11 protein-coding genes are annotated in these 15,725 nt (G+C 61.4%); 5 read left to right on the forward strand and 6 right to left on the reverse strand.

Annotated elements, in window-relative coordinates:
* Positions 1-57 precede the first annotated feature (57 nt).
* The 6 genes from PhaeoP97_RS08685 to PhaeoP97_RS08710 all read right to left on the reverse strand — a co-directional run bounded on the left by PhaeoP97_RS08685 (position 58) and on the right by PhaeoP97_RS08710 (position 10,163).
* Positions 58-1,308, reverse strand: a complete 1,251-nt coding sequence (locus tag PhaeoP97_RS08685) for an MFS transporter (protein WP_072506377.1) — start codon at positions 1,306-1,308, stop codon at positions 58-60.
* A 142-nt stretch (positions 1,309-1,450) separates the two neighbouring features.
* Positions 1,451-2,845, reverse strand: coding sequence for a dihydrolipoyl dehydrogenase (gene lpdA / locus PhaeoP97_RS08690; protein WP_072504742.1), 1,395 nt, complete (start codon positions 2,843-2,845; stop codon positions 1,451-1,453).
* 190 nt (positions 2,846-3,035) lie between these two features.
* The gene (locus PhaeoP97_RS08695) at positions 3,036-3,614 is read right to left on the reverse strand and encodes a DUF924 family protein (protein WP_072504743.1); all 579 of its coding nucleotides are present in this window, start codon (positions 3,612-3,614) and stop codon (positions 3,036-3,038) included.
* A gap of 137 nt (positions 3,615-3,751) precedes the next feature.
* The gene (locus PhaeoP97_RS08700; RefSeq protein ID WP_072504744.1) at positions 3,752-5,026 is read right to left on the reverse strand and encodes an MFS transporter; all 1,275 of its coding nucleotides are present in this window, start codon (positions 5,024-5,026) and stop codon (positions 3,752-3,754) included.
* A gap of 247 nt (positions 5,027-5,273) precedes the next feature.
* Positions 5,274-6,344: a tRNA preQ1(34) S-adenosylmethionine ribosyltransferase-isomerase QueA gene (queA, locus tag PhaeoP97_RS08705; RefSeq protein ID WP_072504745.1), complete on the reverse strand. Its 1,071-nt coding sequence runs from the start codon at positions 6,342-6,344 to the stop codon at positions 5,274-5,276.
* Between the two features lie 102 nt (positions 6,345-6,446).
* Positions 6,447-10,163 (reverse strand): YhdP family protein, encoded by a 3,717-nt coding sequence (locus PhaeoP97_RS08710; RefSeq protein ID WP_072504746.1) that lies wholly within the window; start codon positions 10,161-10,163, stop codon positions 6,447-6,449.
* Positions 10,164-10,263: 100 nt separating this feature from the next.
* Between PhaeoP97_RS08710 and PhaeoP97_RS08715 the strand changes: the two genes are divergently transcribed.
* From PhaeoP97_RS08715 to PhaeoP97_RS08740, 5 genes are all read left to right on the forward strand, one after another.
* A complete protein-coding gene (locus PhaeoP97_RS08715; protein ID WP_072504747.1) occupies positions 10,264-10,725 on the forward strand; it encodes a peroxiredoxin in 462 nt (153 codons plus the stop codon).
* A 141-nt stretch (positions 10,726-10,866) separates the two neighbouring features.
* Positions 10,867-11,748 carry a ferritin-like domain-containing protein gene (locus tag PhaeoP97_RS08720; RefSeq protein WP_072504748.1) on the forward strand — a complete coding sequence of 294 codons (882 nt, stop codon included), beginning with the start codon at positions 10,867-10,869 and terminating at the stop codon, positions 11,746-11,748.
* Between the two features lie 403 nt (positions 11,749-12,151).
* Positions 12,152-13,483 carry a M23 family metallopeptidase gene (locus PhaeoP97_RS08730; RefSeq protein WP_072506378.1) on the forward strand — a complete coding sequence of 444 codons (1,332 nt, stop codon included), beginning with the start codon at positions 12,152-12,154 and terminating at the stop codon, positions 13,481-13,483.
* A complete protein-coding gene (locus tag PhaeoP97_RS08735) occupies positions 13,473-14,015 on the forward strand; it encodes a bactofilin family protein (RefSeq protein WP_072504750.1) in 543 nt (180 codons plus the stop codon). Before PhaeoP97_RS08730 ends, PhaeoP97_RS08735 begins: the two co-directional genes overlap by 11 nt.
* Positions 14,016-14,275: 260 nt before the next feature.
* Positions 14,276-15,520, forward strand: a complete 1,245-nt coding sequence (locus PhaeoP97_RS08740; protein ID WP_072504751.1) for a calcium-binding protein — start codon at positions 14,276-14,278, stop codon at positions 15,518-15,520.
* Positions 15,521-15,725: the final 205 nt, after the last annotated feature.

Consider the following 15,725-nt stretch of genomic DNA (forward strand, 5'->3'; position numbering starts at 1 on the left):
GATAGGGACTGCGCGCCGAGTCTCCAATAGAAAAATGAGAACGGAGCGCGAACACGCTCAGATTGCTGCGGTTTGCCCGCGCCGCCGTGCCAGCATCGCATGCACGGCAAAGCCGCCGAGGAACAACACCAGCGCCAACATCATCATTCCATGGTATCCGCCAACAGCAACGGCGGCCACCATCAACGGCGTGCCGATGGCATTGCCCATATTACCGGCCTGGCTCATAGCGCCATTGGATTGCGCCTGTTCTGCCGCCTCGGCGTTCAGCTGCGGCACCGAGGCAAAGCTGGCCCCCTGCACCAGACCAAAGGCCACCGCCAGCGCCATGCAGGCCAGCGGCAGACCGGGCATCAGCAACAGCCAGAGCGCGCCACCAGCAGCCAGCAGAAACCCTGCCTGTACCACACGCACCGCCGCCATCCGGCGCAGCAGCCAGACGCCCAGCGTCATCGAGGTGGCAATGCTGACCAGTGGCATGGCACTGATCACGCCCACCCGCACCGCTCGGTCCAGATGCGGCGGCAGCACCGTCAGCAAGGCGACAAAACAGGTGGTATAGAACAGCCAGCCCGCTGCCGGGGCCACTTTCGCCGCAGAGCGGTAGATCTCCAGATGCAGGCCCGGCAGATCCGCCATCTTGGCCAGCGGCAAACGAGGCGGCACCTGCACGGTTTTCAACACCCACCCCAGCACCAATGCCAACACTGCCATCACCAGCGCATGGGCGCCAAACAGCGACAACAGGCCAAACCCCGCGACCAGCGGCAGGCCAAACCACACCAGCAGCGCAAAGGAGACACCAAAGAACGTGCTCCAGATCGACAGCGCCGTGCCACGGTGGCGCGGGCTACAGATCTGCGGGATCAGGGTCGGCGCCGCCACAACGATCCCCAAATGCGACAGGCCTTCGATCAGCCGTGTTGCCAGAAACAGACCATAGGGCAGATGCAGCGCCTGAAGCGCCGACATCGCCGCCCCGATCCACAGCGCCCACACAAGGCTGCGACGATAGCCGAACGAGGCGACAAACCCGCCCGCAACCACGCCCAACAGAATGCCCAGCACCCCGACCATGGTCACCGTCAGGCTGAGCGTCGATCCGGCACCGGGGTACAATGCCTCCAGCTGGTCGAAGATAACGCTGATCTTGCCATATTGGGCCGCGGCCCCCAGACCGGCGGCCCAGATGATCATCACCACACCCCAACGGGTCTGCGGCTGGCTGATATCGGATGTGTTCATGGGGCTGCCCTCATTGCAATCGCGCGTTGCGCATGGAATCCGCCAGGACCGGCCGAAGCGCATGGCATACCTCGCCCCATCATGAAGCACCAGACGAACCGAGTGCCCCAAGCAAAAACCATATGCGAAAAGCCACATGCAAAAACGCCCGAAGCATGGCCTCGGGCGTCTCTGCCATCTCAGTTAAGCAGGCCCAAAGACCAGCTTACATATGGATCACCCGGTCAAAGGCATCCAGTACGCTCTCATGCATCATCTCGCTGAGCGTCGGATGCGGGAAAACCGTATTCATCAGATCCTCCTCGGTGGTCTCCAGCTGGCGACCCACCACATAGCCCTGAATCATCTCGGTCACTTCCGCACCCACCATATGCGCACCCAGCAATTCGCCGGTCTTGGCGTCAAAGATGGTCTTCACCATGCCCTCGGCCTCTCCCAGCGCAATCGCCTTGCCGTTGCCGATGAAGGGGAAGCGGCCGACCTTGATGTCATAGCCCAGTTCCTTGGCCTTCGCCTCGGTGTAGCCGACGGAGGCGACCTGCGGCTGGCAATAGGTGCAGCCCGCAATGCTCTCGGGCTTTACGGCATGCGCGTGTTTGCCTGCAATCAGCTCTGCCACCATGACGCCCTCGTGCGACGCCTTATGCGCCAGCCAGGGCGCACCAGCGATATCGCCAATCGCATAAAGCCCATCGACGCCGGTACGGCAATATTCATCCGTCACAACATGAGTGCGGTCGACCTTGACGCCCAGACCGTCCAGGCCCAAGCCTTCGACATTGCCGACGATGCCGACAGCAGAAATCACGGTGTCGAATTCCTGTTTCTCGACCTTGCCGCCGACCTCAATATGGGCGGTGACCTTGCCCTTGCCACGATCCAGCTGCTTGACCATGGCTTTCTCCATGATCTTCATGCCCTGTTTGACAAAGGCCTTCTTGGCAAAGGCCGAAATCTCAGCGTCTTCCACCGGCAGCACCCGGTCCATCACTTCGACAACAGTCGTATCGGCGCCCAACGTGTTGTAGAAGCTGGCAAATTCGATGCCGATGGCGCCGGACCCGATGACCAGCAGCTTTTTCGGCATCCGTACCGGATCCAGCGCGTGTTTGTAGGTCCAGACCAGATCACCGTCCGCCTCAAGTCCGGGCAGTTCCCGCGCCCGTGCGCCGGTGGCCAGCACGATGTTCTTCGCCGCCAGCTCCTGCGTGCCCTTTTCAGTTTTCACAGACACCTTGCCCTTGGTCGGGAGCGTCGCCTCGCCCATGACCACGGCAATCTTGTTCTTCTTCATCAGATGGCCGATGCCGGAGCTGAGCTGTTTGGCGACCCCGCGTGAGCGTTTGACCACCGCGTCCAGATCATAGCCGATGTTGTCGGCTTTCAGCCCGAAATCCTTCGCCCGCTCCATCAGGTGAAACACTTCCGACGACCGCAGCAGCGCCTTGGTTGGGATGCAGCCCCAGTTCAGACAGATGCCACCCATATGCTCGCGCTCGACAATGCAGGTCTTCAGCCCAAGCTGAGCAGCACGAATGGCGGCCACATAGCCCCCCGGCCCTGCGCCGATTACGATCACGTCATAGGTTTCTGCGGCCATGGTGGTTCCTCGCCAAGCTGGATCAAAACTAGTTCACCGTTAAACTATTTATCGCTGCACTGCAATCATCCAGTGTGGGCTCATAGCAGCCATGCAAGAAACGGCAGCGCCGCGCCCCGATCCTTGGAGCACGGCGCAAAACCAGTGTCAGGGCAGGATGCGTTTCAGGCAAGCCCGAAAGGTAACTGCCTCAGCCTGCGGCCTGCAAACTGCGCATGGTGCTGCCATAGCCGCCTGCCATGACGTAATCCATTTCCGGCGCCGTACTGCTGCGCGACAGCGCCTCATTGCGATAGGGGAAACGACCAAACTGGCGGATCACCTCGCGGTGGGCCCGCGCGTGCAACAGGTTGGAGGCGCCGTTCTTGGGCATCCGCTCTAGCATCAGCCGCACACAGCGTTCCTGATCACAGAGGTTTTCTGAATGCATCAGCGGCAGATAGAAAAACTGCCGTTGCGGCTCATCAATTTTCATGTCCCAAGACTTGCTGATCGCACATTTTGCCGCCGCCAGTGCCAATGTATCCGACGAAAAGGCCTGCGCCTGTCCGCGATACATATTGCGCGGAAACTGGTCTGTCAGAATGATAAAGGCCAGAACCCCCCGCGGCCCGCTGCGCCAGTGATCACATTTGCCTTCGCAAGCCGCCTCCCACGTCGCTTCGAACCGGCGCCGGATGTCCTCATCCAGCGCCTCGTCCTGCATATACCACCCCTTTTCACCCGTGCTCTCGAGCCAAAAGTCTAGGATCTCCTCAGGACCTGTCATAGGTCTGCCTCCACATAGATACCGTTCTGAAATTCAGACGCTTTTGCAGAAGTTTTACAAGGGGAAGCCCGTCACGTTTTGCGTCATACACGACAGTTTCGTGAAAATTCTGACACAGTTTCTTACAGTTAGCGCAATCAACTCGCTTCGGCGGCGGCTTCCTGCTCCTCAATGTCCGTTTCGATTGCATACTCCTGCGCAAATTCAACCACGACAGGTGACCCGGTTGGGGCCATTGGTGACATGATCCCGGTTTCATCATTGGGAATAGCTGGACGCTGAGTCGTCCGGTAACCGGCATAGACCGCCAGCATCAACAACAGCACCGCCATAAACAGAAAGAAGCCCGGCGCGCCAAAGACACTGTCGCCCATCAGCCAACCGGTGATCAGCGGGCCTGCCACTGCGCCCAGACCATTGATGAACACCAACCCACCCGAGGCCGCCGGCATGTCGTCATAGTCGAGGTAGTCATTGGTATGTGCGATCAACAGCGAATAAAGCGGGTTCGTCATGCCTCCAATCAGGAAGGCGGCGATCAGAAGAAAGTTGAAATCCGTCCCCAGGATCATCGCGCCAATTGCCGCCGCGCCAGCCACAGCCGCACCAAACAGGATCAGGATCCGGCGGTCCATCCGGTCCGACATCCAGCCCAGCGGATATTGCATCACTACGGCCCCCACGTAGAACGTCGCGACAAAGATCGAGATCTGCGTCAGGCTGAGACCCGCCGAAGCCGCGTAAACCGCACTCATCCCGAATTGGGCCGAGAACACTCCGCCCAGCAGAAACATACCGACACAGCCCAAGGGCGAGGCATCCATCAGCTGGCGCAGTGACATCGGTTTGGTCCGGTCAAAGGCGGGCGTCGGTGAAATCGACAGCAAAATGGGCGCGAAGGACACCGAGACCACAACTGAAGCAATCACGAAGGTCTCATAGCCTGACGGATCCCCCACCAGCAGCAATGCCTGGGCGCTGACGATACCGATCATCTGCACAATCATATACAGCGACAGCGCCTTGCCCCGGTTGGCATTGTCAGAGGCATTGTTGAGCCAGCTTTCAGCTGTGACATACACGCCGGAGAAACAGAAACCGATCAGCACACGCAGAAGCATCCAGGCCAGTGGGTTGGTGACCGCCGGGTACAGGATCATCACCGCCGAGATAAACGACGCCAGCGCCGCAAAGACCCGCACATGACCGACCCGTCGGATCATCTCCGGCGCCAGTCGGGACCCGCCCAAAAAGCCCACGAAATAGGCCGACATAACAAAGGACATCTGTAACGTAGAGAACCCTTCGATATCCCCTCGCACACCCAAGAGAGTGCCCTGCAGACCGTTGCCGATCATCAGCATTCCCATGCCCAACAGCAGCGCCCATGCGCTCGACAGCACCTGCCACATCGCCCGTATCTCCTACTTCGCTTATCTGTGCCAGAGCACGCCTAACAGGCTCTGGCCCCTCGCTGGGGGTGTTGAATTGGTCACGGACATCGCCATCACCGCGCGCCGTTATGAACGAAATCCCATGGCGTTTTCATGACCAAGAGAGCCAAAAAACCGGGTGTGCCCATGGCAGACCCGGTGACGACAGAATCCGGCAAGACCATAGGACCAACCGGTTAAATCTGCTTTTCGCTGAAATTGCGCCTCAGGTCTGCGACATCTCCGCCGTAGGCGGGATCAAAAGCGACGCATCGCCGTAGGAAAAGAACCGGTATTCCTCGGCCAGCGCATGATCATAGATCGCCCGAATCCGGTCCTGACCCATCAGCGCCGAGACCAGCATCAGCAGCGTCGATTTCGGCAGGTGGAAATTGGTCATCAGCGCATCCGCCACATGGAAGGTGAAACCGGGATAGATAAAAATATCCGTATCCCCCTCCCAGGGCTGGATCGCACCTGATTGTGCCGCACTTTCGATCAGACGCAATGCCGTGGTGCCAACCGGGATCACCCGCCAGCCTGCCGCCTTGGTCGCGGCAATCTCCGCTGCCGTCTCAGTGCTGACGCGGCCCCATTCGGCATGCATCCGGTGGGTGGTCACATCCTCAACCTTTACCGGCAGGAAGGTGCCTGCGCCCACATGCAGGGTGACGTAGCTGATCTCGACACCCTTGGCCTGCAACTCCGCCAACAGTGCATCGTCAAAATGCAAGGACGCCGTGGGGGCCGCCACCGCGCCGGAATTGCGCGCCCAGACGGTCTGATAATCGGTTTTGTCCTGCTCATCCGCAGGTCGTTTGGCCGCAATATAGGGCGGCAGCGGCATCGCGCCGGCCTCCGCCAAAGCGGCATCAAAATCGGTACCACTCAGATTGAATTTCAGATGGCCCTGCCCGTCTTCAATCCGCTCCAGTGTCGCGCTGAGCGCATCAGAGAAAATGATCTCTTCGCCCAGCTTGACCTTCTTCAGCGGTTTCAAGAGCGCCGCCCAGCTGCCATCGGCACCCGGATCCAGCAGCGTCACCTCCACCTTGGCGGCCATCGGCCCCTGCACGGTATCACGGTGACGCAACCCGCTGAGACGCGCGGGGATCACCTTGGTGTCATTCAGCACCAGCCGGTCGCCGGGCCGCAGCCACTGGCCCAGATTGGCAACACGCGCATCGCTGATATGGTCGCCCTCCGCCACCAGCAGCCGCGCGGAACTGCGCGGTACTGCCGGACGGGTGGCAATGCGGTCATCGGGAAGATCGAAGTCAAAATCACTGAGTTTCATAGGCTGCGATATAGGCTGTTGCGCAGCACTTGGCCAACAGGTTTTGTGCATAAAGCCGCCAAACACCGCGCCAAAATCGGCCTCCGCACCCAGCTCCGCCCCCTAGCGATCTTCGCCGGGTGAGACGGAATAAGGCGGCCTTTCCCGCTCGGCCCGTGGCACCACGGTGCTGGGTGGTTCCTCCCCCGGCAGGCTTGGCGCCGGCCCCCGAAACAGCTCGCGGAAGATCCCCGGTGCCAGTCCCGACAGCGGATTCACCTGCACCCGCGGATCATCCGCCGCCCCCTTCAACGTGAAGGCAAAGCCAATCAGCCCCTCCCCCTTGCGGGTAAAGACCCGGCCAACCGCATTGAGCAGATAGATCGGAGAGATCACGCCCCGCATATTCAGCACGCTACGCTCCAGATCGTAATTGCCATCCATCGACAGACCAATCGACGGCCCCACCGCGCTGCTTTCATGGACAATCAGATGGGTCGCGCCCAGCCGGAACTTGGCCTCTACCGTGGTGAACAAAATGCCCTGCCCCGCCAGCGCATCAATCAGCCCGACCACGCTCACCGCATTGAGCAGCGCCGCCATGGATGGCGCGTCCTTAATGCGGGTGTTCTTCACCTCAATCTGGCCGTCATATTCACCGGGTGCGCCAGGGGCCGGGACCAGCGACATATCAAACGTTCCGCCCGAACCGTGCCGCAACACACCCGCCGCGCGGAACACGCCGCCGGCATCCTGCGACTGGATCCGGGTGGCAAAACCGCCATCCTTCGGCACCACCACGCCATTGACCCCGGTTTGCCCGTTCAGCGCCGCGGTAAAATTGCCATTCAACCCGCCGGTGGTGGAAAACCGCCCGCGAAAGCCGGTCAGCGCGATGCTGTCCGTGACCTGCATCCGGTCCAGTTGCAGGTTGATGGGTCCTGACCCGCCTGAGGAGCCACCGCTGCTGCCACTGCCGCCCGATCCGTCGGGCATCTGCCGCAGATCCAGCACGCCACTACGGATGTTAATGCCCGGCGCCCGCGTACCGCGCCCGACCAGCTCAACCGCCCCCCGGAACCAGTTTCGCAATTCCACCCGATCAAACAACGCCCGGCTGAGCCCACCCCCCGGCGCCAATGTAACATTGCCCGAGGCCTGCAACCCTGCCCCCTCAAGCGACAGCGCCTCCACCCGTGGCGTCTCTCCCAGAGTGGCGCTGAGTTGCAGCTGGCCGGTGGTGGCTTCGCTCAACCGCCAGCTCAGCGCCGGGATCCGCAGCCCCAGCCCCGCCAGATCGCTTTCCAGCGTCAACCTCGGCGCCTGCCCCTTGTCGATCACCACCTCATAGCTTCCCACACCGCGACCAAATACCGATCCCGCAGGCAGGCCGATATCAAACCTATCAACCGTGGCCTGCGACAGCTCGATCGTGCCTTTGACCCGCACCGGTGGCGCCTGACCCGCCACCGCACTCGCCCGCTCCACTGCCGGACCGACCGCCTGCCGCCAGACCAGGCTGCCCGGCACCCCCGACAGCGCTCCGTCCCCTTCAATCTGCACGTGGTCCTGATCCCCGCTCAGCCCCAGCACCTCAGCCGAGAGGCTCTCTCCCGGCACCAGCACATCACTGGCCGCGTCGCGAATATGCCCCCTGTAGTGATAGGTGATCTCCTCTGGTGTCACCCCTTTGCGCAGCGACAGGGACAGCGTCCCGCTCAGCGCCACCTGTCCGGAGGCCAGATCCACCGGCAACCCCGCCTTGTCCATCACCGACAGCGGTGGACGGTTGAGCAGCGACAGCGCCGCCGTCACCGGGCCCGAAGCCTCAATCCGGGCGATCCCCGGCGCGCCGTCCTTCACCGAAGTGTCAGGAATGATGAACGACGTACCCGCCGCATCCACGCGCCCGCCCTGATCCGCCGTCACCCAGCCCTTTGTCGCCATCACCACCAACCGGTTGCCGTAAAGGCTGAACTGCCCCGCGGCCTCCCGCAGAGGGGGCAGCGATTTCTGGAATTTTACCGCCGCATCCTCAAAGGCCAGATCGAGATAGACAAAGGGTTTCGCTGTTCCACTGCCGCGCATGGCAAAATTCACATCCCGCGCATAGCCGCCCAGCAGATTTTCCTGCACCCATTCGCGTGGTTTCGGCGGGGCTGCGGCAGGCCAGACCTCTTTCAGCCGCTCGGCGGTCATCCGGTTGGCGCGTCCGTTCAACGCGTAATCCCAACCCGCCTGCCCCGCCGAAATCTCGCCATCCAGCAGGATCCGCGTCTCACCGTCACGCACCAGCATCTCGCCCAGACGCAGCCGGAACGGCGCCATCTCCAGCTTGAAATCCGCCGTCACCCCGGCCAGGTCCAGTGGCGTATCATAGAGTTTCGCCGGGTTGAGGCTCAGGCCCTGAAACCTCAATTGTCCGACCAGATCGGTCAGCTGGCCGTTTTCCACCCCGATCAGACGCGCCCGCCCTTCCATCGTGCCAGAGCCCCAGCCGCTGTTCACCGACAGCTCATTGAAGCGCAGTTCCTGACGGTCCGGCAGATAGGTGAAATAGCTTTGCGCGCCGGTGATCGGCACCGGCCGGGTGGCGGCGGTGGGCTGGATCACCCCTTCGCCGATCTGCAGGCTGGCCGAAACAGGCAGCAAGGCCCCCTCGCTGCTGATCGCGCCGCGCAAAGACCCCGAAATCGGCGCGTCCAGAACATCCAGCCAACCGAGTGCGGCGCTCTGGGCAGCAATATCCTTGCTGGCCACAGAATTGACCAGCACGCCAAATTCCGCCGCCTTATCACCAATGGCAGAGCTGTAGTTCGCCTCAACCGTACCCACATAATCGCGCCCGCTCAGTAGCGAGAACCCGGCGGCCAACTCGATATCCTGACCGCTGCGGTTCATGCGAATGCTGCCGCCATCCAATGTCCAAACACGGCCCAGACGCGCATCCTCATAGCGCAGGGTCAGCGCGTCGGTCTCAACCTCGATGAGCGCTGACAGCACCGGCAACTCCAGCTGGCGGTCCCATTGCTCGATCAACGCTGGCAGGGTAGCGGCCTGCCGCAGCGGTGCCTCCCCCTCGGCCAGACTCAGCGCCAGCCCGCCGCTGTTGTCTCGCCTGAGGGTGCCATATAGCCCGCTCAACATGATGGTCTTGGGCCGGATCTGACCGCGCAGCAGCGGCCGCATCGCCAGTGAGGCCTGCGCATCCGCCAGCCGCGCCACCCGCGCGCCGGTCTCATCACGCAGGGTCACATCGCGCAGGCTGATGCGGGGCCGCCAGCCCCGGTTCACCACCAGATGAATGGCGCCGAATTCAATGCTCAACCCGCCCAGATGCCGCTCAATCCGCCGCTCCACCCGGTCACGCACCCAGTCCGGCGCGTCAAGCCGCGTCCCCAGCCCGAGGAAAACAACCCCGCCCGCAAGCAATGCCAGAACAACGGCGGTGATGGCTGCACTGCGCAGCATCCGGCGCAGGATGCGGGGCTTTGGCTTGGTTCTGACATCCGAAGCGGGTTGTGACGCTGCAGCGGCCACTGGGTCTGCATCCTCGTCAGCAGGTTTGACAAGATCGCCGGCGGAAATGCCATCGGACGCCCGTGGCCCCGGAACCGGCACCGCCTCGTCCCGCATTGTGCGCTCCGCCTCAGCGTCTTGCCCTTCGGACGCTGCGGTCACCTCCGGCGCCTCCTCATCCGGGCCGAAAAACACCACACCCTCCGGCGGCGGTACCGCCTTTGCGACAGCCACGCCCTCCTCAGCCGCTGCCCCACTGGGCCCGGCATCCTGCGCGGCATCCACCGGCGCAGAGGAAGATGGCTCCCGTTCAGGATCCACCGCAGTGGGTGAGGCTGGTTTAATCCTTGCTTTCCCTTTGCCTGTGATGGCCTAACTATGTCACGCAAACCCTGCGAAACCGTTTTGGAGACCTCGATTTATGCTCGCCCCCTCAGACCCCGCGCCCTCCTTTAACCTGCCCCGCGATGGCGGTGGCACCGTGACGTTGGAGGAGCTGCGCGGCAAGGCCGTCGTGCTGTTCTTTTACCCCCGTGATGATACTCCGGGCTGCACCAAGGAATCCATCGGATTTTCTGAGCATCTGCAGGCCTTTGCCGATGCCGGGGCGGTGGTCTATGGCATCTCCAAGGATCCGGTCGCAAAACACGACAAATTTGTCGCCAAACACAGCCTGACCACGCCGCTCCTCTCTGATGCCGAAGGCACCACCTGCGAGGATTATGGCGTCTGGAAGGAAAAGAACATGTACGGCAAGAAACACTGGGGGATCGAGCGCTCGACCTTCCTCATCGACGGCGAGGGCAACATCGCCCAGGTCTGGCGCAAGGTGAAAGTCGATGGCCATGTCGCAGAGGTGCTGGAGGCCGCCAAGGCGCTCTGATCGCCCATTCCGGCGGCCCTGCATATGCCCTTTGACCGGGCGCAGGGCTGCCTATCCGCTTGCAGGTCTGCGCGCCCGGTGGCAGGGAATGGCCAACATCAGCCCCACTCAACAGCCCACCCCCGAAACGGATCCGCACCGATGACCAGCGACGCATCACAGACCAACGCAGACAGCCCTGACAGCCCGCTCAGCCTTGCGCAGATGGCGCAGCAGGTGCTGACCACCGCCGATGGCCGCGAGAAAACCGCCCTGTCGCGCCGCCATGCCGCGCACTGGTTTGCCTATCGCGCCGGTGATGCGGCAAAGATCGAGGTCGGCACCGCCAGCCCGCCACTGCACCCCGCGCGTCCCGACAAGCCCGAACTTCTGAACCCGCGCGATGTGCCCCGTCGTCGCCCCGGATCCGAGGCCGGACGCAAGGCGCTGCTGCATGCGGTGGCGCATATCGAACTGAACGCGGTTGATCTGCACTGGGACATCATCGCGCGGTTCTCTCATGTACCAATGCCGCTTGGGTTCTTTGACGACTGGGTCAAGGCGGCGGATGAGGAATCCAATCATTTCAACCTGATGTGCGACTGTCTTGAAGCCCTGGGCAGCTACTACGGAGAGCTGCCTGCCCATATCGGCATGTGGCGTGCCGCCGAAGATACCGCCGAGGATCTGATGGGCCGCCTTGCCGTCGTCCCGATGGTGCTGGAAGCGCGCGGTCTGGACGTTACCCCCGGCATGATCGAGGTTTTCCGCAAAGCAAAGCTTACTCAGGCGGTTGACGCGCTGGAGGTGATCTACGCCGAAGAGGTCAGCCATGTGGCCTATGGATCAAAATGGTTCCACTTCCTCTGTGGGCGCGACAATCTGGACCCCAAAGAGGTGTTTCATGATCTCGTTGGTAGATATTTCCACGGCCATCTGAAGCCGCCCTTTAACGAGGAAAAACGCGCCGAGGCTGGTATCCCGCCGGATTTCTACTGGCCGCTCGCTGACGAAATCCCGGTCAAACCCCCGGCCCTGCGCTAGGCATCGCTCCCGCCGAGTCTTCAGCTGCAAATTCCGCGCAACCTTTGCCCGCCACAGATAAAATCGGCCTGCCTATCATCGGCGGGCCACCCTTTTCGCACGCACCGGCGCCCTGCCTGCGCCGTGATGATCCGGCCAAACCCGTCAGGTATCGGCGAATTTTCGCTCATTTCGCAGCTGATCCCACAGCTGCCGCGCCGTTTCCGCGCGGACCCGCCGAACAGCGGGTCAACAGGCTTGCCCAAATCCACCCGGCTGGCTATTCCCTTTCGCCATGGCGCGCTAACGCGGCCTGGCACTGCAACAGGGCAGCTCCGATGGGACCGGATCTGGCCAGAAGATACCGGCAGGAGGAGCGCCGGTGACCGCAGCGCCAAGATTGGGGCAGGACAAGGACCAAAGCGTGCGGACACGTCTGGCGATCAAAATACATACGTTTCTCGAACGTCGTTTTCCAGAACGGCGGGTGTTCCTGAAATCCGACTCTGACACGCGTTTCATAAGGCTGCGATCCGAAACTCAGCTCATCGCTTTTGCGGGCATGGCGCTGCTGGTCGCCTGGTCCATCGTTGCCACCGCTATCGTGATGATGGACAGCATCGGTTCCGGCAATTTCCGCGAGCAGGCCAAACGCGACCAGATGACCTACCGCGCCCGCCTCAATGCGCTATCAAGCGAACGCGACGACCGCGCTGCCGAGGCACTGGCTGCCCAGGAACGGTTCAACGCCGCTTTGACACAGATTTCCTCTATGCAGTCTGAATTGCTAGCGTCCGAGACCCGCCGCCGCGAGCTGGAAACCGGGATCGAGGTGATTCAAACCACGCTGCGCCAGACCATGAAGGACCGCGAGACTGCGCGCGACGCATTGACCGCACTGAAACAGGAAACCGCCGCCGACAGCCCGGCGCAGATGATGGCCGTCAGCGCGCCTGTTCAGATGGAGTTCATGGCCGACGCGCTGGCCGAAACCGCCGCACAACGCGACCAGATTGAGGCCAACGCCCAATCCGCGCTGGAGCAGCGCGATGCGCTGGAACTGGAACTGCGCCTGATGGATGAGCGCAACGACCAGATTTTCCGCCAGCTGGAAGAGGCGATGGAAGTTTCTGTCGCACCGCTCGACAAAATGTTTCGCAGCGCCGGAATGCCCACCGACCGTATCCTGGAACAGGTGCGGCGCGGATATAGCGGTCAGGGCGGTCCACTCAGCCCTTTAGCCCTGTCCACGCGCGGTGAGGAACCCACCCGCGAGGAACTGCGCGCCAACGACCTGCTGCACCAGATGAATCAGCTGAACCTCTACCGATTGGCCGCGCAAAAGGCGCCCTTTGCCGCGCCGGTGAACCTCAATCTGGTGCGCCGCAGCTCTGGCTTCGGCTACCGCCGCGACCCCAAAACAGGCGGTCGCCGCCTGCACAAAGGATCCGATTTCGCTGGCCGCACCGGCACCGATATCTTTGCCACCGCTGATGGGGTTGTGACCCATGCAGGCTGGCAATCCGGCTACGGAAAACTTGTTACAATTCAACATGCCTTTGGCATTGAGACGAAATATGCCCATAACTCGAAACTCCGCGTTAAGGTCGGTCAAAGGGTCTCGCGCGGCGATCACATCAGTGATATGGGTAACACCGGACGGTCCACCGGGACCCACCTCCACTACGAGGTTCGGGTCAATGGCAACCCCGTAAACCCGATGATCTATATCAAGGCTGCGAGAAATGTTTTCTAAGAGCAAAATCAACGAGCCCGGCCAGAAAGCGGCCGAAGCAACCCCTGCGGCACCTGCGCCGTCTTCCGCTCCGGTTCCGCCCGCCAGCGATTTCAAGGCAACCGCCCCCAAGGCAAAGCCCCCGGCATCCGTGCTCAGCTCGGATCTGCACATCACTGGCAACCTCAAGACCACCGGTGACATTCAGGTCGAAGGCACCGTCGAAGGCGACATTCGTGCCCATCTTCTGACCATCGGCGAGAGCGCGACCATCAAAGGCGAAGTGACCGCCGATGACGTGGTGATCAACGGCCGCATCGTTGGCCGTGTGCGCGGCCTGAAGGTGCGTCTGACCTCGACCGCCCGCGTCGAAGGCGACATCATCCACAAGACCATCGCGATTGAGAGCGGTGCGCATTTCGAAGGCTCCGTTCAACGTCAGGACGATCCGCTGAACCCCGGCAAAGCTGCAGCGCCCCGCGCCGCAGCCCCGGCACCAGCTCCGTCAGCCGCCGTCACCGCAGCAACCGCGGCACATAAACACGACAGCTGATCGCGCGCCTGCCTATTTTGGCAGATGAGACGAGACAAACGCCGCAGGTTACCCCCTGCGGCGTTTTCATGTCTGAAATGAATGACCGGATTCAATCACCTCACCAATTCATGCAGGTAGAGCGAACGCAACGTCCCATATGGAGAGTGCGCGACCTGAAATGCTGGGCCTTGCACCTATAAGTTGCTGAATGTAGGTAATAGGTAAATTTGCATGCATCATGCGTACCGCCATCACAATCAGGACATATATTTTCGACAATGGCTATTTTCACCGTAAATGACCCGACAGGCACGCTGTCGCTGAATAACCTCGGCGACCTTGGCTTTGACAACATCAGCCTGAACAGCCGAACAATCAATCAGCTGTATTTTACCAGTCCCACTGGCAGCAGCGTCACGCTGACCGGTAATTTCATATCGTCGTCGCCCTATCTTTGGACCATCGAGTCTATGACCATCAGGTCAGGTGGCGTCTCGGTCTACAGCATGAGCGGATTTTCGATGAATTTCTACCGCTTCGGCTCCTCCAGTGGCGCAGCTCTGGAAGCGGCGATTCTGACTGGCAACGATACAATCACTTCCAACATGGCCGAAGGCAACCGCTGGCTGGCATACGGTGGTGACGATGTCATCAGCCTGGGCGTCGGAGATGACTACGTCCACGGGGGGTACGGCACCGACAGGCTGATCATCCACGACACTTATGGTCGGGCGGACATCTCCTCGGTCTACGGCGGCGTGTGGATCGACTCTGCCGACGGGCGAGACACCTTGCTGTCGATCGAACAGCTGCAGTTCAGTAACCGTAGTTTTTCCCTGAACGTGGACACCAGCAGCAGCACGTCAATGAGCGGCGATCGCGACCGCTCCCTTACCAGCGACATCATGCTGGGCGGCCTTGGCGCTGACACTTTGGCCGGGCTCTCCGGGCGCGATATGCTGCTGGGCGAAGAGGACAACGATCACCTGATGGGCGGCGAGGGTCACGACACACTAAAAGGTGGCGATGGCAATGATATCCTCCTTGGTGGCACCGGTCGCGACTGGCTCGCTGGCGATCTCGGTAATGATGCCATCAGCGGCGGTTCCCACGGTGACAAACTCATCGGCGGCGGCGGTCATGACACGTTGCGCGGTCAAGATGGTCACGATGTACTGCGCGGCAACTCCGGCTGGGATCAACTCCTAGGCGGGCGCGGCAACGACCGCCTCTATGGCGATGGCGGACAGGACCGGCTGATCGGCCAAGAGGGTAATGACACCCTGACCGGCGGGGCCCATGCCGACACATTTGTCTTCCATCGCGGCTATGGCAGCGACATCATCACCGATTTCACCACCGGCGAAGACCGCATTCAGATTGGTCGCGGGGCGGACGGCATGGACGATCTGACCTTCAACACCGTAGGCGAAGATGTTCAAGTGGCCTTTGCCAATGTGACCATCTTGGTGGAAAACACCACGCTGGCACAGATTGACGACGCGGATAACTTTCTGTTCTGATCTGCTGCATATCGCAGGTCTTCAATGGCGCGCTCCACCTGGGGCGCGCTTTTTCGATTGGACCCGCGCGACAGTCACATCTGGCAGTCACACAGCCGACAGTCACAATCGTAGCCGCGCGCGCGCCAAAGGCCGGTGAAGAATTTTCGCAACAGAGTTAATAAAGGTTAATCAACCGTTAACCACACCCTTTTCTGTGCTGACC

The organism is Phaeobacter porticola (assembly GCF_001888185.1).
Taxonomy (GTDB): domain Bacteria; phylum Pseudomonadota; class Alphaproteobacteria; order Rhodobacterales; family Rhodobacteraceae; genus Phaeobacter; species Phaeobacter porticola.

Coding starts and splice junctions, on each gene's coding strand:
- PhaeoP97_RS08695 (WP_072504743.1), bottom strand. CDS start 3,614: ATGACAGGTCCTGAGGAGATCCTAGACTTTTGGCTCGAGAGCACGGGT.
- PhaeoP97_RS08685 (WP_072506377.1), bottom strand. CDS start 1,308: ATGCGCTTCGGCCGGTCCTGGCGGATTCCATGCGCAACGCGCGATTGC.
- lpdA (WP_072504742.1), bottom strand. CDS start 2,845: ATGGCCGCAGAAACCTATGACGTGATCGTAATCGGCGCAGGGCCGGGG.
- PhaeoP97_RS08720 (WP_072504748.1), top strand. CDS start 10,867: ATGACCAGCGACGCATCACAGACCAACGCAGACAGCCCTGACAGCCCG.
- queA (WP_072504745.1), bottom strand. CDS start 6,344: ATGAAACTCAGTGATTTTGACTTCGATCTTCCCGATGACCGCATTGCC.
- PhaeoP97_RS08715 (WP_072504747.1), top strand. CDS start 10,264: ATGCTCGCCCCCTCAGACCCCGCGCCCTCCTTTAACCTGCCCCGCGAT.
- PhaeoP97_RS08735 (WP_072504750.1), top strand. CDS start 13,473: ATGTTTTCTAAGAGCAAAATCAACGAGCCCGGCCAGAAAGCGGCCGAA.
- PhaeoP97_RS08700 (WP_072504744.1), bottom strand. CDS start 5,026: ATGTGGCAGGTGCTGTCGAGCGCATGGGCGCTGCTGTTGGGCATGGGA.
- PhaeoP97_RS08740 (WP_072504751.1), top strand. CDS start 14,276: ATGGCTATTTTCACCGTAAATGACCCGACAGGCACGCTGTCGCTGAAT.